The sequence below is a fragment of the Indolivaga capnocytophagoides DSM 22835 genome, from assembly GCF_000426485.1.
Taxonomy (GTDB): Bacteria; Bacteroidota; Bacteroidia; order Bacteroidales; family Dysgonomonadaceae; genus Dysgonomonas_A; species Dysgonomonas_A capnocytophagoides.
On record NZ_AUFL01000004.1, the window covers coordinates 369,195 to 390,905 of the forward strand.

The following is a 21,711-nucleotide window of genomic DNA, read 5'->3' on the forward strand; positions in this document are numbered from 1 at the left end:
GTCTGAGACCTTATTGGTTACTCTTATTATAAATTTATATACATAAACACTATATTATATAAAATGGAAGCATATAGAAATTTTAAAGGTACTAAATGGCAGAATGAAATTAATATTAACAATTTCATTTTGGAAAATTATACCGAGTACTCCGGAAACGAATCTTTTCTTGAAGGTCCGACTGAAGCGACCAATCAATTATGGAAGCTTCTTAGTGAAATGTTTCTCGAAGAAAAGAAAAATGGAATTTATGATGCCGAAACCCGCATTCCATCGCAAATAGATGCATATGGCGCTGGATATATAAATAAAGATCTTGAAAAGATAGTCGGTGTACAAACAGATAAGCCACTGAAAAGAGCTATTTTCCCGAATGGTGGTCTTCGTATGGTTCAACAGAGCCTTGAAGAATATGGCTATAAACTGGATGAAACCACTGCTGAGATTTTCACAAAATACCGCAGGACACACAACGAAGGAGTATTTGCGGCCTATACAGACAGTATTCGTCGTGCCCGCAGCAACGGCTTATTGACAGGTCTGCCCGATGCTTATGGCCGCGGCCGTATTATCGGAGACTACCGCCGTGTTGCCCTTTATGGTATAGACAGACTTATCAGCGAAAGAGAGAAACGTTTCAAAGAGTGTGACCCTATAGTTATGACGGATGATTTGATCCGTTTGAGAGAAGAATTAAGTACACAAATACAAGCATTAAAAGCCTTAAAACGTATGGCTGCTTCTTACGGCTTTGATATCTCTCAATCGGCAAAAAATGCACAGGAGGCTATACAGTGGACTTATTTTGCATATCTTGGTGCTATTAAAGACCAAAACGGTGCCGCGATGAGCCTTGGACGTGTAACTACTTTCCTTGATATCTTCATCGAAAGAGACTTGAAAGAAGGTACACTTACAGAACAGGGAGCACAAGAGCTGATCGATCATTTCATTATGAAACTTCGTATCGTTCGTTTCCTTAGAACAAATGAATACAACGAATTATTCTCCGGAGATCCGGTTTGGGTTACTGAATCAATCGGAGGTATGACTAACAACGGTAAATCGATGGTTACTAAAAACAGCTATCGAATGCTACATACTTTATATAACCTTGGACCCGCTCCGGAACCGAACCTTACTATCCTTTGGAGTGACAGGCTTCCTGAGAACTGGAAGAAATATTGTGCAAAGGTATCAATTGATACATCTTCACTTCAGTATGAGAATGATGATTTGATGCGTCCTCAATTGGGTGACGACTATGGTATTGCATGTTGTGTGTCTCCTATGCGTATAGGACATCAGATGCAATTTTTCGGTGCTCGTGCCAATCTGCCTAAATCTCTCCTTTATACTATAAACGGGGGTAAAGACGAGAAAACGAAAGCTCAGGTATTGCCAAAACACTGGGTGGAAAAAATTTCGGGAGATTATCTTGAATTTGATGAAGTTTGGGATAAATTTGACCGTACACTCGACTGGGTAGCCGAAACATACGTCAAAGCATTGAATATTATCCACTATATGCACGACAAATATTCATACGAAGCTCTTGAAATGGCTTTGCATGATGTAGATATTGTACGCACTCAAGCATTCGGAGTTTCAGGTTTATCTATTATTGCAGATTCATTTGCGGCTATCAAATTCGGGAAAGTACGTATTGTAAGAGATGCTGATGGCGATGCTGTTGATTATATACAAGAAAAAGAATATGTTCCGTTTGGAAATAATGACGATAATACAGACCAGTTTGCCATTGATATCGTTGAAAAATTCATGAGCAAAATCCGTAAACGCAAGATGTATAAAGATGCAATACCTACTCAATCGGTATTAACTATTACTTCTAATGTTGTTTATGGAAAGAAAACAGGTAACACCCCTGACGGTCGCCGCGATGGCACTCCATTTGCGCCGGGAGCCAATCCAATGCACGGACGTGATACCAGAGGTGCAGTAGCATCACTTTCGTCTGTCGCTAAATTACCATTCGAACATGCCAATGACGGTATTTCTTATACGTTTGCCATTACGCCGAACACTTTGGGTAAAAACAGAGAAGAGGAAGCGGCAAATCTATCGGGACTGATGGATGGATATTTTGCCCAGACAGGTCATCACTTGAATATAAATGTCTTTGATCGTAACCTATTGATCGATGCAATGGATCATCCCGAAAAATATCCTCAGTTAACAATTCGTGTATCAGGATATGCTGTAAACTTTGTTAAATTAACAAAGGAACAACAATTGGATGTTATCAATAGAACGATTACAACTTCGTTCTAGGTTGCAGACCTTTTATTACTTTGGCAATTATAACAATCTGAATTTGTTATAATTTGAAAATATATAATTAAATACATTCTTTTACTTAGTATATTTACAAGCAGAGAAAAGCTCTTTTTCTCTGCTTGATTTTCTTGATTCGATATGAAAGGTTTGATTCACTCTTTTGAAAGTTTCGGAACAAAGGATGGTCCCGGCATCCGGTTTGTATTCTTTATGCAGGGTTGTCCACTCAGGTGTTTATACTGCCATAATCCTGATACATGGAACATGTGCAAAGTTCAATATCAAATGACACCCGAGGAAGCATTCAAAGAGGTTATTAAGGTAAAGGCTTTTGTCAAAGGGGGTGTTACTATCTCAGGGGGAGAACCTATGCTGCAACCCGAATTTGTGGCATCTTTATTCAAATTATGCAAAGATACAGGAATGCACACAGCTGTCGACACATCTGGGTTTATATTAAATGATAAAGTCAGGGAAGCTCTAAAATATACAGATTTAGTCCTTTTGGATATCAAACATATCAATCCAGAGAAGTACCAGATACTGACAGGGAAGCCACTAGAACCAACACTAAAATTTATCGAATACCTTAAAGATATAAATAAGCCGATATGGATACGCTATGTTTTGGTTCCGGGCTATTCTGATGATGAAGCAGACCTACACAATTGGGCTAAATTTGTGTCAAGATTAAAAAATGTTGAGCGTGTGGATATCCTACCCTTTCATCAGATGGGAATGCAAAAGTGGAAAGAGCTGAATCAGGAATACAAACTATCTGATGTTAATCCTCCTTCAGCAGAACTCATATCAAAAACGACTGAAATATTTAGGAGCTACGGTTTAAAAGTATGACGTATCAGCCTAAATTCAGGCAATGCAACAAGCATTCCGAATTCATCTCCATCACACCTCTTTCTTTAGAGTAAACTAAAGCCCTATACAAGGATTCGGACGCTAATTCAGTCGCACGTAATAAATCCGCACCTTTAGCTAATTGCACGGATATAATAGCAGTAAACAAATCGCCGGCTCCTACCATTGCGATATCTAGTTTAGGTGATGATATTCGATCGGCATGTCCGTTTTGTATAACGAGCATATCTATGATATCAGCGGGTGTATCTTTAAGAATACATCCTGTTACTATTATCTTTTTCTCAGACAACAACGGATTGGCAACCACAGCCTCCAGAATTGAATCGACTGTATCAGCATCACTCTTCAATAACCGTTTCAATTCGAAATGATTAGGAGTCATCACATCTGCAAGAGGGATCAAATACTCTGAAATAGATTTTTCGACCTCTTCGGAAACATACATGCCCTGATCGAAGTCCCCCATTACAGGATCGCAGATATATAGGCGATCAGGATATTGATCTTTGATATGTTTAATGAACTGTGCCGAAGACTCAACAATTTCTGGAGTACCTATATAGCCGGTAATTATATTATTAACATCTTTAATGACATTTATAGCTTTAATTCCTTCTACCAGTTCATCAAAAAGAGCTTTTGATGTAGCACTACCATATATACGAGATATTCCGGTATGTGTGGAAAACAACACTGAAGGGAACGCTATAACATCCAATCCATGCAGTTGTATTGCCAATTCGGCAATATTATTCCCAACATAACCACATACCAAACGACTCTGAATAGAAAGTATCTTCTTTCTGAAACCTAAATCTGTCTTTTTCATTTTACCTTTTAAACTGCTCATTTGAGAAAGTAAAGTAAGGGATAATTTTTCAGAAAGAGCAAAAAAGGAAGGAGTAAGTTTGTTATAAACTAAAGTATCATCAAATACCTGCTGTTACTTATAATCTCATCTTACCCCTTCCTTCCGAAACAACCTTTTTCATCAAAACTAGTCTCTAAATGTGCTTATATCTAGTGTAGCACTTTTCAGCTTTTCAGTTTTTACAGTAAGTGTAATTTTTCCAGGTTTCTTTCCTGATTGAATAATAACAACAGCCTTGCCGTTAAATAACTTTCTCTGCGGCTTTTTCAAAGAAACAGAATCTGTAGGATCACCATTATCAGTTCCGGTAATAAAGCCATCTCCCGAAACCGAAAAGTCCATTAGATTATCAGCTGTCGGTACAGGTATGCCGTTTTCATCCACTGCTTCAATCGTAACAAAGGATAAATCTTTGCCGTTCGCTTTAATTTTACTTCGATCGGCTGTTAGTTTAATAGTTGCTGGCTTTCCGGCTGTTTTAATCTCTTTTGTTAAAACTTCTTTTCCATTTTTATACGATACTGCTTTTAATGTACCCTTTGTAAAAGGAACACGCCAAACAACATGGAATACATCTTTACTCTTTGATTTCTTTCCTAATGATTTCCCATTCAGGAAAAGCTCTACTTCATCTGCATTATTATAATATGCCCACACATCGACATTCTGTCCCTCTTGCCAATTCCAGTGAGGAAATATATGCAAAACATTTTTGTCTGTCCATTCACTCTGGTACATATAATACACATCCTTAGGAATACCCGCCAGATCGACTATTCCAAAATAAGAACTTCGAGAAGGCCACCAAAAAGGTGTAGGCTCACCAAGATAATCAAAGCCTGTCCAAACATATATACCGGATATATGATCATTGTTTTTCACCAATCTCCACGACTCCTCATGAGTAGTTCCCCATGGCACATGACAATTATCATAAGATGAGCATTGATGTATAGGACGATCAAATGGCTTATCCCATCTCTCGGGCCATATATCAATACTGTCAGATGGCATCTTATAATATCCTCTCGACATCAGAGCCGATGTAGATTCTGTAACAATCAGTTTTTGATTTGGAAATTTCTTATGAAATTCTTCCTGCCAGTTATATTCGTGGTAGTTAAAACCAATTATATCCATTACACCCGAACGAAACAAATGATTATCTGGCTCCGTTTCATTATTACCGGACGATATAGGGCGCGTAGGATCTAATTTCCTCACAATATCTGCCAGTTTTATTGTCAATAACGAGTTAACATGTAAATCTTTGGTCTGTATTTTTTTACTATCCAATGTATTGGCAAAATTCAGAACCAGATTTGCCTGCTGCAAATTCAGGGTATCAGCATCGATATGAGACCACTGTTCCAGTACTTCATTCCCAATGCACCAGATAAATACCGAAGGGTGATTACGGTCTCGTAAGATTAAATCGGCAAGGTCTTTCTCATGCCATTCCGGAAAATACTGAGAATAATCATATGGAGATTTTTTCTTTCTCCACATATCAAATGTCTCATTCATAACAATGAATCCCATTTTGTCACAAAGTTCCAATAGCTCAGGAGCAGGAGGATTATGAGCCGTACGTATCCCATTACATCCCATTTCCTTCAGAATTTCCAACTGACGTTCTATGGCTCTGACATTCACAGCAGCACCTAATGCACCTAAATCGTGATGATTGCAGACTCCCTTTATTTTAACAGATTTACCGTTTAATAGAAAACCTTTATCTGCATCAAATACAAAATAACGTATACCTAAAGGAGTTTCATAGTTATCTATAAGCTTGTTATCCTGTTTAATCTCGCTTACAACCTTATACATATAAGGATTTGTATCCGACCATAAGACCGGATTTTCGACAAGCAGGAGCTGATCAACCGATAATGTATCATCAGCAGGAATTATCACTGTTGAAGAAACTCGTTTAACCTCTTTTCCTTCGGCATCAATAAGAATAGACGATAACTCTATCTGCTGATTCGATTTGCGTTCATTCTTAATTCGGGTTATCATTCTCACTTCAGCCTTATCCTCCGTTACAAAAGGTGTCGACGCAAATGTACCCCAATGATCTACATGTATAGGGTTCACCTTAACTAACCAGACATTACGGTAAATACCCGATCCTGAATACCACCTTGAATTAGGCTGCTTAGAATTATCCACGCGCACAGCTATCACATTTTTTTCACCATACTTGAGATATGGAGTCAGATCGTAACGAAACGAAATATAGCCGTTGGGTCTTTCTCCGAGCAAATGCCCATTAATCCAGACTTTGCTATTCCAGTATATACCATCAAAATCTATATATATATTCTTTTCTTTATCCGACTGGGTGACAGAAAACTCCTTCCTGTACCATCCTATTCCTCCAGGCAAAGCCCCTCCGCCGGGTGTAGCGGGATTCGATAATGAAAAATCGGCTTCGATACTCCAATCATGAGGTAAGTTTAAAGTCCTCCATTCTTTATCATCGAATTGAGGCTGATAAGCATCCTGTGGATCTCCAAGTACAAACTTCCAGTTTTCGGTAAAGTCCGCAATCTGCCGTGCTTGTTTTTCAGAAGAACAGGAAGCGGTTAAGCTACAGAACAGAAAGCTGATGCAGATATAATTGATTAATGAGATACTGAAATTCATTTTCATAAGGCACTAATTCATAAAGTGATATATATATAAAATCCAAAGAGATCGGATATAATCTCTTTGGATTTTAATGATAAGAAGATTACTTATGACTATCGTAATAGGCTTTTGACACATAGTTATATACTAAAAGACAAGGTCCTTCACTCGGATCATTGTCACGAAGAACAGCTAACTGCATGGAGTTTTCAGTCAATGACAGTATCTTCATACTTGTCCATTTAGTAACTATGGCAATACGGCCCGAATCTCTCAGGATAGTAGCATTGGTAGTGGTTAAAGTATGCTTATCTACATCCATCCAATAAGATCCGTTTTCGGTTTTACTTTCGGCTTTCTTATCAGCAACCAGTGTATGTCCTGTTATTGCTCCGAATGTCAACGAACCATAATCGACAGCAGACATGAGCCAGGTGTTTTCCGAATATTTAGGACTCCAATTCCAAGAATCTCCTCCTACAGTTTTACCTTCGGTTACACTCTCCCAGCTGTCATCTGTCCCATAGAAAAACATAGGGCCGTCAAAGTACACCGATTTACCTCTCGCATCCAAGTCAAGGTACCACGTCTTTTCTTTGCCCACTCCACCTGTCAGGTACGTCCATAAAACGCTTTTCTCCATATAGTCGAGATCATAAGTTGTGATATCTATAACCTTTGGGTCTGCTGCGACCAATCCACCATTCGACGCTATAGAATAATTGATGGTATACTTACCTGCAAAACCAAACTTGAGTGTATCGGAATAGTTGGTAGTGTAACCACCCGCTGAACCGGAAGTATTGTCCCACGACCAGTAAACAATATCACTGGTGTTATTCGATTTAATGATAACTTTATTAGGATTTTCTGAATCCTGATATGCCTCGAAACTCAGTTTATCTTTTGCTATTGGAGTATCTAATTTCGGATCATCAGGAGAACATGCCGAAAATAATAATATCCCGCTAAAAAGTATCAGTAATGATTTATATATAGTTTTCATAATTTACGATATTAAGGTCTCAGACCTATTTTTTTACTTTGTAAGCATAAATACAACAGATAGTTACCGCTTTAAAATGATGCAATACTTATACCTTCTGTTACTTATTTTAAAGGTATGAGACCTTATTTCCATCCTGAATTTTGAATCAAGACTCCATTTGACAATGTTATCTGTGTATTAGGAATTTGCATAAATCCTCGAGTAGTTTTTATATTGTCGGCAGTTATAGTTACCACATCACTGGCATTTCCGCTCAATACAGATTGCGTTTGAGCGATCGTTGATGCAGCAACATCCAATCCCTGACGTAATAAATCCCAATAACGAAGACCTTCAAATGCAAATTCAAGACGGCGTTCTTCCAATAAGTTAGCTTGAGATACAGCTTTAGTAGTAAGTCCTGCACGTTTGCGCACTAAGTCATAATATGACTGGGCATTAGCAGACCCCAATTCGGCCGCCATCAACAACACATCAGCATAGCGAATAACTACAAAATCCTGATCCTGGGATATCTGAAAATCATTTAAGCCACCTGTATCCGAAGTTCCATCAGGTAATGCAGTAGGAGTATATTTCTTGACCGAATATCCGGTGTATTCTCTTTGTCCGGCGAGATCGAAAGTGTTTAAAATACCTTCTCCTTCTATATCTATCATAGATGCAGTTTTTCTGGAATCAAGAGATGTATAAGCACTAACCAGCCTCGGATTGACAGTGCAAGCACCCCAACCTTTACCATAAGGAGAGAAGTTGGTATTGCGTAACCCCATCATTACAAGCCAGCGGTTACCATCTACATTTCCATCATAGTCTGTTGTACTATTGAATTTTTGAGCAAATACTGTTTCCACATTACCCATTCCCGCATATCCGGACTTATCAAGAGTATTATCTGCTGTATTCGCAACATAACTGGCTGCAGGCCATAAAGATTTAAATGTAGGAATCAAATCAAATTCTTTACTGTTGATCACATCTTCAACTCCACTCAAAACTTCGGCTTTAGTTACACCCAAATCATCTGCGCCATAATATCCTGTATAAAATAAATATACACGAGCCAGCATAGCTTCGGCAGCATAGCGGGTTACCCTACCATCATTCTCTTTTGCTTTTGACTTAGGATAAGCATCAGCAGGAATATTTTCAGCTGCAAACTTCAGATCCTGAGCTATCAGTTTATATGTTTCTACCGGTTCAGATTGAGGTAAATTAGCAGTAGTAGGTTCTGTCAATAAAGGTACTTTTTCGAAAAGACGTACCAAATCGAAATATAGGATGGCTCTCAGAAAGCGGGTTTCACCCTCAATACGAGCCTTTGCTGTTTGATTGCTGTCTCCCCACGATACACCTTCGAGTTTCTGCAATAAAGTATTACATCTGAATATACCTGCATAATAATCTGTCCATGTACCATTGAATAGGTTATTATCTGATGGAGATTGCGAAATATCAAATCTGTCTAGTGCCTGATAGCCTCTGCCATCAGTATTACCGGTACCCCCAAAACAATTATCAGAAAGCACTTCCGATACTACATAAAAAGATAAATTTCCATTAGAGCTCGTTCTCTGATATCCATCATAACATCCGACAAGAGCCATTTCGGCATCAGCCAAAGTCTTGTAAAAATTATCGTCGGTTATATTGGTTTCAGATTCTACATCGAGAAAACTGTTGGAACAAGAGCTTAGCCCAAAGCCTAAAGCTAATGCCAGAATTATATTGAATTTAAACGTTTTCATTGTTTTTTCTTTTAAATAAATGATCGATTTTAACAATACATTTTCAATCACACTTGCTCTGATTAGATATTCGATCAAAGCAATAAATAAGTCTGAGACCTTAGAATTTTATGTTAACTCCAAACAAATAAGTTCTGGGACGAGGATAATACCCCAAATCGATACCCGATACCCAACCTTCTGTTCCGTAACCAATCTCAGGATCCATTCCATTGTATTTAGTAAATGTGAATGCGTTTTGTACCGATGCATAAAATCGAAGTTGGCTGATAGCTTTCAGTTTGATAATATGCGAAAGATCATAACCCAATGTTATATTACTGATTCTTAAGAAGTCGCCATCATGTACATATAAGTCTGAGAATATCCAGTTTATATTGGAATTGGTTACACGAGGAATTTTATTTGAAGTCCCCTCTCCTGTCCATCTGTCAAGAATATCTGTAGTATAATTAGCCAGATAGTTTGTCTGATTTCTATATGATTGTACGATCTTATTTCCAACAGAACCATTTGCTGTAACAGAGAAGTCTAAGCCTTTGTAGTCTAAGCCAAAGCTAAGTCCATAAGTAAAGTCCGGCATGCCGTTACCAAGATCAGTTTTATCAGATGCATCTATTTTACCGTCATGATTGAGGTCAACAAATTTTACATCACCAGGTTTCACACTCGATTGCAAAATACCGTTACCTGAGGCCTTCCAATCTGCGATTTCCTGTTCGTTCTGAAAAACACCTGCAGTTTTGTATCCATAAAAATAACCGATAGCATATCCATTTTCGGCTCTATAAAATTCTTCCGAATTATCGTACAACATATTAGTTGCTCCGTGAATAATACCGTCTTGAGTAGGTATATTTCCGACTTTATTCTTATTAAAAGCACCATTGGCAGATACATTGTAGTTTACATCGCCAATTTTATCTCTCCAAGAAACAGCTAACTCAAAACCTGTGTTTTTTACATCTCCACCATTAATATATGGAGCATCTGCTCCGGCTGTTGCCAGAATAGGAGCTTTTACCAGCCAGTCTTTAGTCGTTTTAACATAAAAATCGAAATTCACACCTAAACGGCTCTGCAAAAACAATGCATCCAAACCGATATTAGTCTGTTCAGAAGTTTCCCATTTTATATTTTTATTAGACAATCTGCTGGGATAAGCACCTTGAGTGTTCGTTTTATCTGTACCGAATACATACTCTCCATTTGAAGTATTAATAGGTGCTGAGTATTGAAAATCATCAATATTCTGATTACCAACCTGTCCCCAACTGGCTCTTAACTTCAATTGGTCGATAGACAAGTCTTTCGCTATTGACTGCATAAACGGTTCATTCGAAATATTCCATCCTGCAGAGAATGAAGGGAAGTATCCCCAACGATGTCCCGATGCAAATTTTGATGAAGCATCAGCTCTCAATGTTGCATTAAACATATATTTTTCGGCATAGTTATAGCCTATACGACCAAAGTACGATATGCGGCGGTATTTATTATCAGGGCCACCATCCGCCGTTTTGGTATGCACTATATTGCCATCACTATCAAGATGAGCCTTACCTGTTGTATTAACCAGATATGCGTGAGAGAAGTCATTAAACTGAGATAGTAAATTCCAATTAGATCCTGATAAGTATGAACCGTCATAACGAACAATCTCCGCACCAACTAAAGCAGAAAAAGCATGATCTTCGTTCAGTTTAAAATCATATCCTGCAGTATTTGTCCATGTCAAAGTCTGACCTTTGTTCATATTCTGATTAACTGTAGTATGATCGGTATTGTATGTATATGCCGAGAATTGATACAAAGGAGTGAAACTTCGGTAATCCGAAGAAGAATAATTAATACCGAAAGTAGAGCGAATTTTTAAGTTTGTGATAGGCTCCAATTCTGCATATATATCAGCCATTAACTTCTGAGCATTATTCTTATTGTTCGAATTTGTCATCATCGATCCGTATGGGTTACTATCTCCGGTATACCACAATGATTTTGAAGTATCATTATACGGGCTGTCATACACATTATTATCACTATAAACAGGTGATAAAGGAGAAGTATTAAACGCTCCACGCAGAGTATTATTATACTGATTACCTACACCAATACCTCTGTTCTTGATATAATTAAAGTTTAAATGTTGTCCAACCTTCAAAATATTGGAATACAGTTTGTGTTCGGTATTAATACGGAATCCGTATCTTTCGTAATTAGAAACCTTACTTCCTCCCACAATACCTTCCTGACTGGTATAATTTAAAGACATCGAGTAAACTGAATTTTCAGATCCCCCGTTGATGTTCAATGCATAATTGGATGTTTTAGCATTGTCCTTAAACATATAATCTAACCATTCTGTATCCGCCAGATCACCTAAATTACTCCAATTATAAGGAGAACTGCCCGAATTGATAGACTGCTCATCCATGATGGTTTTATATTCCTTTGCATTAAGCATATTAGTTTTTCGGGCAACGTTTTGAACACCAAAGTATGCATCAAAAGAAACCTGCCCTTTACCTTTAGATCCTTGCTTGGTTGTTACCAATACCACACCATTAGCAGCCTGCGCACCATATATCGCAGCAGAAGCAGCATCTTTCAGTACATCAATAGATTGTATATCCGATGCATTAAGCAAAGTGATATCACCCTCTATCCCGTCAATTATATACAATGGTGCCGCATTACCCACAGTACCCAGACCACGTATTGTTACTTTCATATCAGCTCCCGGCTGACCCGAGGTAGACGAAATCTGTACACCCGGAGTCTTTCCTTGCAAGGCTTGCAATGGATTGGTAGTATTCAGTTTGGCGATGTCATCTCCTTTTACCTGAACTGTTGCTCCGGTATTGAGTTTCTTTTTCTGAACACCATATCCGATAGCCACAACTTCATCCAGAACATTATTATCTTCCGAAAGTTGAATATTCAGAGTTTTTTGATTAGCCACAGATACAGATGTGGTTTTAAATCCCAAATAAGTAATTTCAAGAATTGCGTTCCCCGGAACTTTTATTAAGAATTTACCGTCCAGATCTGTTACTGTTCCATTAGTTGTTCCTTTTTGTACGACAGATGCTCCCACCAAAGGTTCTCCATCGGTTGCCGATACTACTACCCCGGACACATCCTGCCCGGACTGGGCAGTAAGGTTAAATAATAGTCCAAAGGTAACCAGCAACATCAAACAACGTTTTAGCGATTGTTTCATAGATATGTGCAAATGCTTGTTCATGGTCATTAATTTTTTAAGTTTTTCATTGCTTACATGGTTATAGAAAGTTTTTTGCCTGTATATGTTACTGTTTTTACAGGGTGTTTTTGTCCATCTTTAGATATCCATTCGATATCAAATTTGCGGGAAGTTGGCATTCCTTCAAATTTTCCCTGAACATCATTAATAGTTACTGTTTTTGTTTTCTCATTGTAATTAATTTTAATAGTCGAATACTTACCTTTCTCATAGTTATAATTTGTGGCTTCATCCTCATATAGAGTAAACTCGCCATCGGTTCCTGTATAGATTTGCAGTAATATATCGTTCTGAGATTCTTTTGTGGACTGAATATCCTTACCCATAGGCAGAATAGCTCCTTCTCGCACAAACAACGGAAGCCTTTCATATGGAGCGAAAACATGCTTGCTCTGATTACCTTGTATATACTCTCTTGTATCGAAATTATACCAGTTAGCTCCATTAGGGAAATATACATCACGACTGGTTTCTTTATATTTATATACTGGTGCAACCATAAGGTCGGGACCAAACATATACTGATCACCTATATTATGAGTCTTGACATCCGATGTAAAATCCATAACCAAAGCACGCATTATTGTATAGTCATTGAAATAAGTCATTCCTGCCAAAGAATATATATAAGGCATAAGGCGATAACGCAGTTTAGTATAATGTACCATGCTATTGTAAGCTGGATGTCCTTCAGGTGCGATATTATATATTTCGCGATAAGGATATTGTCCATGACTGCGGAACAAAGGACAGAATGCACCGAATTGGAACCAGCGGGTATTCAACTCACGCCATTCTTTCAGATCCTCAGAACCTTCTTTAGCTTGTTCATAACGTTTCTCAACGCAAAAACCACCGATATCCATAGTCCAATAAGGGATTCCCGACATAGCGAAATTAAGTCCTGCCGAAATCTGAGATTTCATATCTTCCCAACGAGTACCTATATCACCGCTCCACGTTGCGGTAGAATATCTTTGCAGACCTGCAAACCCCGAACGTGTCAAAAGAAATACACGGCTGTCCGGATTTTCTCCTCGTTGCCCATCGTATATTGCCATTGCATTTACTAAAGCATAAGCATTAAAGTATTCGGTAGATGAACCCAAAGCCGTAGGTGTACTTAATTCTTTACGGTATTGCATGCTTGCATTTGAGAGAATATCGGGTTCCGAAGCATCCATCCACCACGCATCTATACCTTTAGAATATAACTTCTCGCTCATCTGCTTCCAGAAAAGTTTGCGTGCACCCTCACTGTACGCATCGTAGAAGGAACCGATATAACCGGCAGCAATCCAGTCTTTAATACTATCCTGAACAGCACGTCTATACATCCAGCCTTCTTTGTCGAAAGCTTTGTAATTATCTGTTGTATAATAAAATTTAGGCCATACCGATATCATTATATGAGCATCCATCGCATGAACACTATCGATCATACCTTTAGCGTCCGGAAAACGAGCAAGATCGAAATCATGACTACCCCATGCATTCTGAGGCCAATACGACCAATCCAGAACGATATTATCAAGCGGAATATTTCTTTTTCGGTATTCTTTTACAGCAGACAATAATTCGTCCTGAGTTTTATATCTTTCTCTACTTTGCCAGAATCCCATAGCCCACTTAGGCATGATCTGCGATTTACCTGTAACCTGACGATAACCTTTGATTACATCATCCATATTATTTCCTCGGATAAAGTAATAGTCGATCTCATCTCCCATTTCCGACCAAAGAGAGAGTTTCTTCTGTTCCTGATCAGCACGGGGACTTAAAAATTTAAGACTTACATAAGAAATTCCTCCATCGGGCTGCCAATCGAGTCTTATTTTATATTTTTTACCTGCTTCGAAATTGTAGATAAACTTATAGCTATTGGGATTCCACGCAGTGCGCCATCTTTCGGGAACAACCTCTTCGTCATTAATATATACTTTAGTATAACCGGCATAGTATAATATAAAACGGTGTACACCTGATTCTTTTGCTTCAACCTGTCCTTCCCAGATAATTTTCGAATTATTGAATGGGAAATTTTCCGGAAAATTATTTACTGTTTCAAGATTCTCATAATCAATCTTAGTTTCGTCTCTTTCCACAAATACCTGCTTCGCATCTCCATTAACAAGATATGTCGCCGTTAATCCACCTTCTTTACCATCCTTATTATAAAGCTTAAAACTATCCAGATTGGCATAATCACGAGAATCTCCGTATTTAGTCAAAGAGTAATTATCCCATAATATCCCATAATTTTTAGAAGAAATAATAAAAGGCACTGATACCTTTGTATTATATTGGTAAAGCACTTCGTTCTTACCTTTATAATTAAACTCATCAGCCTGATGCTGTCCAAGTCCATAAAAAGATTCATCATCAGGTGATTCGAACACCTGACTCATTGTATAAGCTTTTTTGCTCTCTACTTCAATGTCCTTGAAAGATTTCCCTCCACCTTTATTTTCGGCTAATAATACATTCCCTTTCAGATCGGTAAATATAACCTCTCCGGTAGACAATGATACATTAGCTATTGTTGTTGCTGTTTTAAGAAAAACATTGCCTTCTTTTTCATCAACACTCCAACCCTCTTTTTGAGTCGAAGGAAATACAGTTATTAAACTCTTTTTTTCCGAAAATTTATTTGAAGGGGTAGCCGTAACCCTTATTACATCATCATTAATAACTTGCAGTCGAATACTTTTGGCATTCCCCGGCTGTGGATTTTTCAGATTCACAACTATTCCATCCTCTGTTTTCGTGAATGAACTTTTGCAACTGAAGAATAAACAAGGCACTAACACCATCATTAAAAACAAATGTCTCGTCATGATATTTATAATTTAGATTTTAAGGTCACAGATTTAAGATTTCTTTTAATATTCGCCAATAAAATACTCTCTGTGACTTGGTCTATGCAAAATTAAGTTAAGAATACCCAACCACCTCTACTGAATGTTTTTAAAAGAAGGTACTCTTCGAATTATCATAGGGGTGAAATGTTTCTTTAACAGCACTGAAATAGTAACAAAATGTTTATTGTTAGACATTTTATTTAAATTTGCTAATCATAAAAAATGTGACCAACAGACCTATGAAAACAGCTTATTACCTTGTTGCCTTATTGTTTGGTTTATGTATTAATATATATTCTCAATCATTTGACTTCTTACATATCAATAACACAGACGGTTTATCGAACAATCAGATCGAATGTATATTTAAGGACAGTAAAGGTTTTATGTGGTTTGGAACAAACTCCGGGTTAAACAGATATGACGGTCGAAATTTTAAAATTTTTAAACATAGCAGGTATGATGTTAACAGTGCGCCAATAGACCGATTTACGAATATACAGGAAGATGTGAATGGTAATTTGTGGTTATACTATAATGGAATGAGTTATTTCATTTATAATTCTAAATCCGAAAAATTTATAGTCAACGTAGAGCCCGAATTAAGCAAAATGGGTTTGCCTTCCAATCCCAATCTGATTGAAATAGATAGAAACAAAGATTTTTATGCGTATTATAAAGACAAAGGCGTGTATAAATACGATATTAAAAATAAAAAGCTCTCTCAGTATAAACAAACAAACAAAGCTACAGATATAAGCACGGGGGAAATCACCCGGATAAAGATGAATGAACACTACATCTGGTTTCTGCATAAAGACGGACTTATAGAGCGTCTGGACAAAAGTACCAATCAGATAGATTTACAGGATAAATTCTTTCAAACACATAACAATTCAACCATTATTAAATCGATATTCATCGATTCCGACAACGACTTATGGCTATATCCGGGAATCGGGGACAAAGGTATCGCCTACTTTTCACCGAAAACTAAGCAGTGGACTTTTCTAGATCAGGATGGGAGCATTAAATTATCCAGTAACTTTATCAGGTCAATAGATCAGGATCAGAATGGCCTCTTTTGGATAGGGACCGATCATGGAGGGCTCAATATTTTTAATAAAAGAGACAAGAGTGTAACTGTTTTAAAGAATGACATATATAACAACAACACCATAAGCCAGAATTCGATTATCAGTACCTATTGTTCTGACGACGGTATTGTATGGGTAGGAACCTATAAAAATGGAATATCTTATTACCACCCCAATCTATTCAAATTTAAAAAGACCCCATTATTTGAAATATATAAGAGAGATTCGGAAACCCTAGATTGTAATAGCCTTTTTAAGGATAAGGACGATAATCTATGGATAGGAACAAATGGAAGAGGAATAATTAAGTACAACGAGAAAACCAAATCAATACAAACCTACAGATATTCTCAGACTGATCAAAACAGCATATCCTCAGATATTATAACATCTATATTCGAAGATCACAAACAAGTATTATGGGTTGGTACCTTTCTGGGAGGGTTGAACTCTTTCGACGGAAACAAATTCACCCGTTATCAGATAAAAGAAAACGATCCAAACAGTATATCGGGAAAAAGCGTATATGGCCTATCAGAAGACGAAGACAATAACTTATGGATAGGCACATTAGGGGGAGGAGTCAATAAATTAGATGAATCACGAAGTATTTTCACGCGTTTCAACACACAGAACACTCCTCAGTTATCTTCGGATTACAGCCTTTCGATGTATCGCAGTTCCGACAAAAATATCTATATAAGTACCGACAGAGGAGCAAATATAATAGGTAAAAACGATAAAAAAATTCTATCATTACTCACTTCCAATCAAGTGGATTCTCTCACAAATCTTGCTATAAACTATATAATAGAAGACTCTCGTAAATTAGTTTGGCTAGCTACCGATAATGGTATAAATATATATAATCCTGAAACCAAATCATTCACTTATATTACATCCCATCAAGAACTGACTGCTGATGAAGTAGTCTCTCTTATAGAAGATAATAATGGAAATATCTGGGCCGGCACTCGTAACGGACTTGTCTGTATATATTGTCAATATGCTAATAATAAGCTAACTTATACTCTGGCTTTTTTTGATACCAGAGACGGATTACCCAGCTCTATATTTAACCAGAATTCAATATTCAAAGACAAAAACGGACTTATCTATATTGGTAGCACAAGTGGTTATATTTGCTTCGATCCCAATAATATCACATTTAATAAAATACCTCCTCACCCTAAATTTACAGAACTGCTTATAGCAAATCAAACAATAAAGCCTGACATTAAGTATAATAACAGAGTAATCATAAAAAAAGCAATCACTGATCTCGACCAGATTGAGCTTAATTACGACGAAACTAACTTTACCTTATTATTTTCATCTCTCAACTACATTCATCCGGAGAAGAATCATTACAGGTATATGCTGGAAGGCATTGACACTAAATGGACTGACATCAAAGATGGTATCGGGGCAGCGTCCTATTCGAATCTTAATCCGGGTACATACAAACTAATCGTCTACGGAAGTAATGATGATGGTGTATGGGCTTCTGATCCATTAGTGATGAAAATCATTGTACACCCGCCCTTCTGGCTTACATGGTGGGCTTATCTCATTTACTCTTTAATATTTCTGGTGATTCTGCGAAAATTTATTCAATACAAGCTGAATCAGCAGAAAATAGAATTTAAGCAAACTCAAAAAATTCTGGAAGCAAATAAGATCCACGAAGTAGATGAATTAAAGTTTCGGTTCTTTACCAACATCAGTCACGAATTCAAGACACCTATTACATTAATACTCACACCGCTTGACAAATTGTTAAAAGAACCTTGTACAGAAGAACAGAAAACTCTCCTGACAATCATGAAACGGAATGCTTTAAACCTTCTGGATATGGTTAATGAAATTCTGGATTTCAGAAAGCTCGACATGAAAAAAATGAGCCTGAATCTCACTTCCGGAGATATAATATCATTTACCAGAAATGTATGCCAGAAATTCTCATCATTGGCTGCGGATAAATCCATAAAACTAACATTCACAACCTATCTGGAAGAGCTTCGTATGGATTTTGATGTCGAGAAATTAAATAAAGTATTAGTAAATCTGCTTTCAAATGCTTTCAAATATACCGATTCGGGACATGTGGATGTAAGCGTGGGCATTATGGAATTAGTTGATAAGGAAAACATCAAACAACTTAGCATTAAAGTTTCCGATACAGGGATAGGAATACCAAAAAATGACTTAAATAAAATATTTGACCGTTTCTACAGAGTGGAGAATCAAAGCCATAAGAGTCTTCCTGGTACAGGGGTGGGTCTGCATCTGGTCAGTGAATATGTAAAGCTGCATCACGGCGAAATATTTGTAGAAAGTGAAGAAGACAAAGGTTCTGCATTCACAATACATATCCCTATTCAAAATTCATCTTATAAAAAACTCAAGAATCAGGATGTTATTTATTCTGTCGAAGAAAACACCGAGGATATGGAATTACTCCGTGACGATGCAACAAATACACACAATACATCTATGCCCATCTTGCTGGTTGTGGATGACAACGAAGATTTCAGGGAATTTATGAGGAGCTTATTTTCGAAAGACTACCAAATAATCACAGCAAATAATGGAGAGGAGGCGTATCAAAAGGTATTGGAACAATTACCGGATATCATTCTTTGTGATGTCATGATGCCTGTAATGGATGGATATGAATTCTGCCGGAAAATAAAAGAAGATATACGTACATCTCACATTCCTGTTATTCTATTAACAGCAAAATCGTCTCAAGAGAATCAATATTCGGGTATAGAAGCCGGAGCAGATGATTATATATCCAAACCATTTAATCTTGAAATGCTGACTCTGAAAATATCCAAGATAATCGAAAAACAAAAAAATAAGCATTCGACCTTTAAAAAGAAGATAGATATATCTCCCAGTGAGATAGAAGTGATGACAATGGACGAAAAGTTTGTAAAAAAAGCCATATCCATTGTTGAGACCAATATGGATAATACCGAATTTCTGGTCGAAGACCTTTGCCGTGAAATGGCTATGAGTCGTGTTTATTTTTATAAAAAGATCTTGGCATTGACAGATAAATCTCCATCCGAGTTTATCCGATTTATCCGATTGAAACGGGCGGCGACCTTACTCGAAAAAAGCCAAATGTTTGTCAACGAAGTGGCATTTCAGGTAGGTTTTAATGACCCTAAGTATTTCCGAAAGTACTTTAAGGAAGAATTTGGATTAACTCCGAATGAATACAAGAAAAGATTCACGAAAGAGTAATGCAAAACAAATAAACACCCTTTAGTTTACATATTACCCCCTTATTTAGGAAAAGAAGCCCTACAAGAGAAACAGTAAGCAAAGATATTCACCTATAAATGTAATATTTTTGCTTTACAGATATAAGCCGGTCTCAAGACCTTAAATCCATGAAATAAATCTCGGAATGAGATTAAGGTCTCAGACCTATTTATTGAACTTTGCAAGCATAACAGCAAGAGCAGGTTATCGCTTTAAAATGTGTCATTAAATACTTTCTGTCATTTACAATAAATACCAACACATTATTATGAGATATAATCTTATATGTTTATTTATATTATTATGTTCGTTTGGAACATCTGCTTCAAATCAATGGCTATACTATTTCGATAAGCCAGCATCTATCTGGGAAGAATCCGTTCCTCTAGGAAACGGACGTATCGGGATGATGCCCTGGGCAGGTATAAACAACGAAAGAATCGTTCTGAATGAAATATCATTATGGGCAGGAAGTAAACAAGATGCCGATAACCCCGATGCATATAAATACCTTGGAGAAATAAGAGACCTTCTTTTTTCAGGTAAAAATAAAGAAGCACAACAGTTGATGTACAAAACATTCACCTGTAAAGGCAGAGGTGGAGAAGATAATGCGGCGTTCGGTAATTTTCAGAACTTCGGAAATCTTTCTATTGATTTCAAATATCCCGATTCGGCAGCAACCGTAAAAGATTATAGACGTACTCTTGATATAAGCAACGCCATATCAACTACAACTTATAGTAAAGGCAATATCAGCTATACACGTGAATATTTTACATCTTTTACCGATGATATAGGAATTATACGGCTTACTGCCGATCAGAAAAAAGCTATATCATTAAATATTTCGATGTTCAGAGATGAACGATTTCAAACATATGCAACCGGAAATACCCTCTATATATCAGGACAAATGAATGCCACAAATAAAGATTCAGGCATGAAATATGAAGGACAAGCCAAAATCATAAATAAAGGAGGAAGACTGACTACTCATGACGGGAGTATAGAAATATCAGGTGCAGACGAGGTTCTTATATATATATCATTAGCAACCAACTATAAGAATAACAATCCGACTGCAACGAATCTTAAACTACTAAAAAATGACAATAAATCATACTCAAACCTACGGGAACAACATATACAAGAGTATAAAAAATGGTTTGACCGGGTAGATCTAACGTTAGATAAAAATCAAAATTCGGGACTACCGATCGATAAACGATTATATGCTTTTGAAAAAGACAAATCTGACTTTGACCTGATAGGGCTTTATATGCAATACGGAAGATACCTTTTGATATCTTCTACCCGCAAAGGTGGGTTACCTCCTAACCTGCAAGGTTTATGGGCTCCGCAAATTGCCACTCCGTGGAATGGAGATTATCATCTTAATATCAATTTGCAAATGAACTTCTGGGGAGCAGAAACGGGCAATCTTTCCGATCTGCATTTACCATTGACCGAATACATCAAATCATTAGTTATTCCGGGTGAAAAAACAGCCAAAATATATTATAACAGCCGTGGATGGGTTACTCATATACTAGGTAATATCTGGGGATTTACCTCTCCGGCTGAAGATCCGGCTTGGGGAGCAACCAATACGGCAGGAGCCTGGCTTTGCCAACACTTATGGCAACATTATGAATATACAAAAGATAAAAAATATTTGGCATCGGTATATCCTGTAATGAAGGGTGCAGCCTTATTTTTTGAGGATATGCTGATAGAAGACCCCAATAATGGCTATCT

General features: G+C 37.2%; 10 protein-coding genes. 4 read left to right on the forward strand and 6 right to left on the reverse strand.

What is annotated here, in order from left to right; translation table 11 throughout:
• Positions 1-63 precede the first annotated feature (63 nt).
• A complete protein-coding gene (pflB, locus tag K322_RS0101670) occupies positions 64-2,295 on the forward strand; it encodes a formate C-acetyltransferase (protein ID WP_026625301.1) in 2,232 nt (743 codons plus the stop codon).
• 144 nt (positions 2,296-2,439) lie between these two features.
• Positions 2,440-3,156: a pyruvate formate-lyase-activating protein gene (gene pflA, locus K322_RS0101675; protein WP_026625302.1), complete on the forward strand. Its 717-nt coding sequence runs from the start codon at positions 2,440-2,442 to the stop codon at positions 3,154-3,156.
• 4 nt (positions 3,157-3,160) lie between these two features.
• Here the strand turns inward: pflA and pdxY are convergent, their stop codons facing one another.
• The 6 genes from pdxY to K322_RS0101705 all read right to left on the reverse strand — a co-directional run bounded on the left by pdxY (position 3,161) and on the right by K322_RS0101705 (position 15,529).
• Positions 3,161-4,009: a pyridoxal kinase gene (gene pdxY / locus K322_RS18300; protein ID WP_157279366.1), complete on the reverse strand. Its 849-nt coding sequence runs from the start codon at positions 4,007-4,009 to the stop codon at positions 3,161-3,163.
• A 168-nt stretch (positions 4,010-4,177) separates the two neighbouring features.
• Complete coding sequence (locus K322_RS0101685) at positions 4,178-6,706, reverse strand: sugar-binding domain-containing protein (protein WP_051290554.1); 2,529 nt, start codon at positions 6,704-6,706, stop codon at positions 4,178-4,180.
• Between the two features lie 88 nt (positions 6,707-6,794).
• Positions 6,795-7,697, reverse strand: coding sequence for a hypothetical protein (locus K322_RS0101690; RefSeq protein WP_026625304.1), 903 nt, complete (start codon positions 7,695-7,697; stop codon positions 6,795-6,797).
• 125 nt (positions 7,698-7,822) lie between these two features.
• Complete coding sequence (locus K322_RS0101695) at positions 7,823-9,448, reverse strand: RagB/SusD family nutrient uptake outer membrane protein (protein WP_026625305.1); 1,626 nt, start codon at positions 9,446-9,448, stop codon at positions 7,823-7,825.
• A gap of 100 nt (positions 9,449-9,548) precedes the next feature.
• Positions 9,549-12,695, reverse strand: a complete 3,147-nt coding sequence (locus K322_RS0101700; RefSeq protein ID WP_051290551.1) for a SusC/RagA family TonB-linked outer membrane protein — start codon at positions 12,693-12,695, stop codon at positions 9,549-9,551.
• Between the two features lie 29 nt (positions 12,696-12,724).
• Positions 12,725-15,529, reverse strand: coding sequence for a TIM-barrel domain-containing protein (locus tag K322_RS0101705; protein WP_260200836.1), 2,805 nt, complete (start codon positions 15,527-15,529; stop codon positions 12,725-12,727).
• A gap of 284 nt (positions 15,530-15,813) precedes the next feature.
• On the opposite strand from K322_RS0101705, the gene K322_RS0101710 reads away from it, so the two are divergent.
• Both K322_RS0101710 and K322_RS18305 read left to right on the forward strand, forming a co-directional pair.
• The gene (locus K322_RS0101710; RefSeq protein ID WP_051290552.1) at positions 15,814-19,929 is read left to right on the forward strand and encodes a hybrid sensor histidine kinase/response regulator; all 4,116 of its coding nucleotides are present in this window, start codon (positions 15,814-15,816) and stop codon (positions 19,927-19,929) included.
• A 289-nt stretch (positions 19,930-20,218) separates the two neighbouring features.
• The coding region (locus K322_RS18305; protein WP_035331028.1) for a glycoside hydrolase family 95 protein at positions 20,219-21,711 on the forward strand (1,493 nt) is incomplete at its 3' end.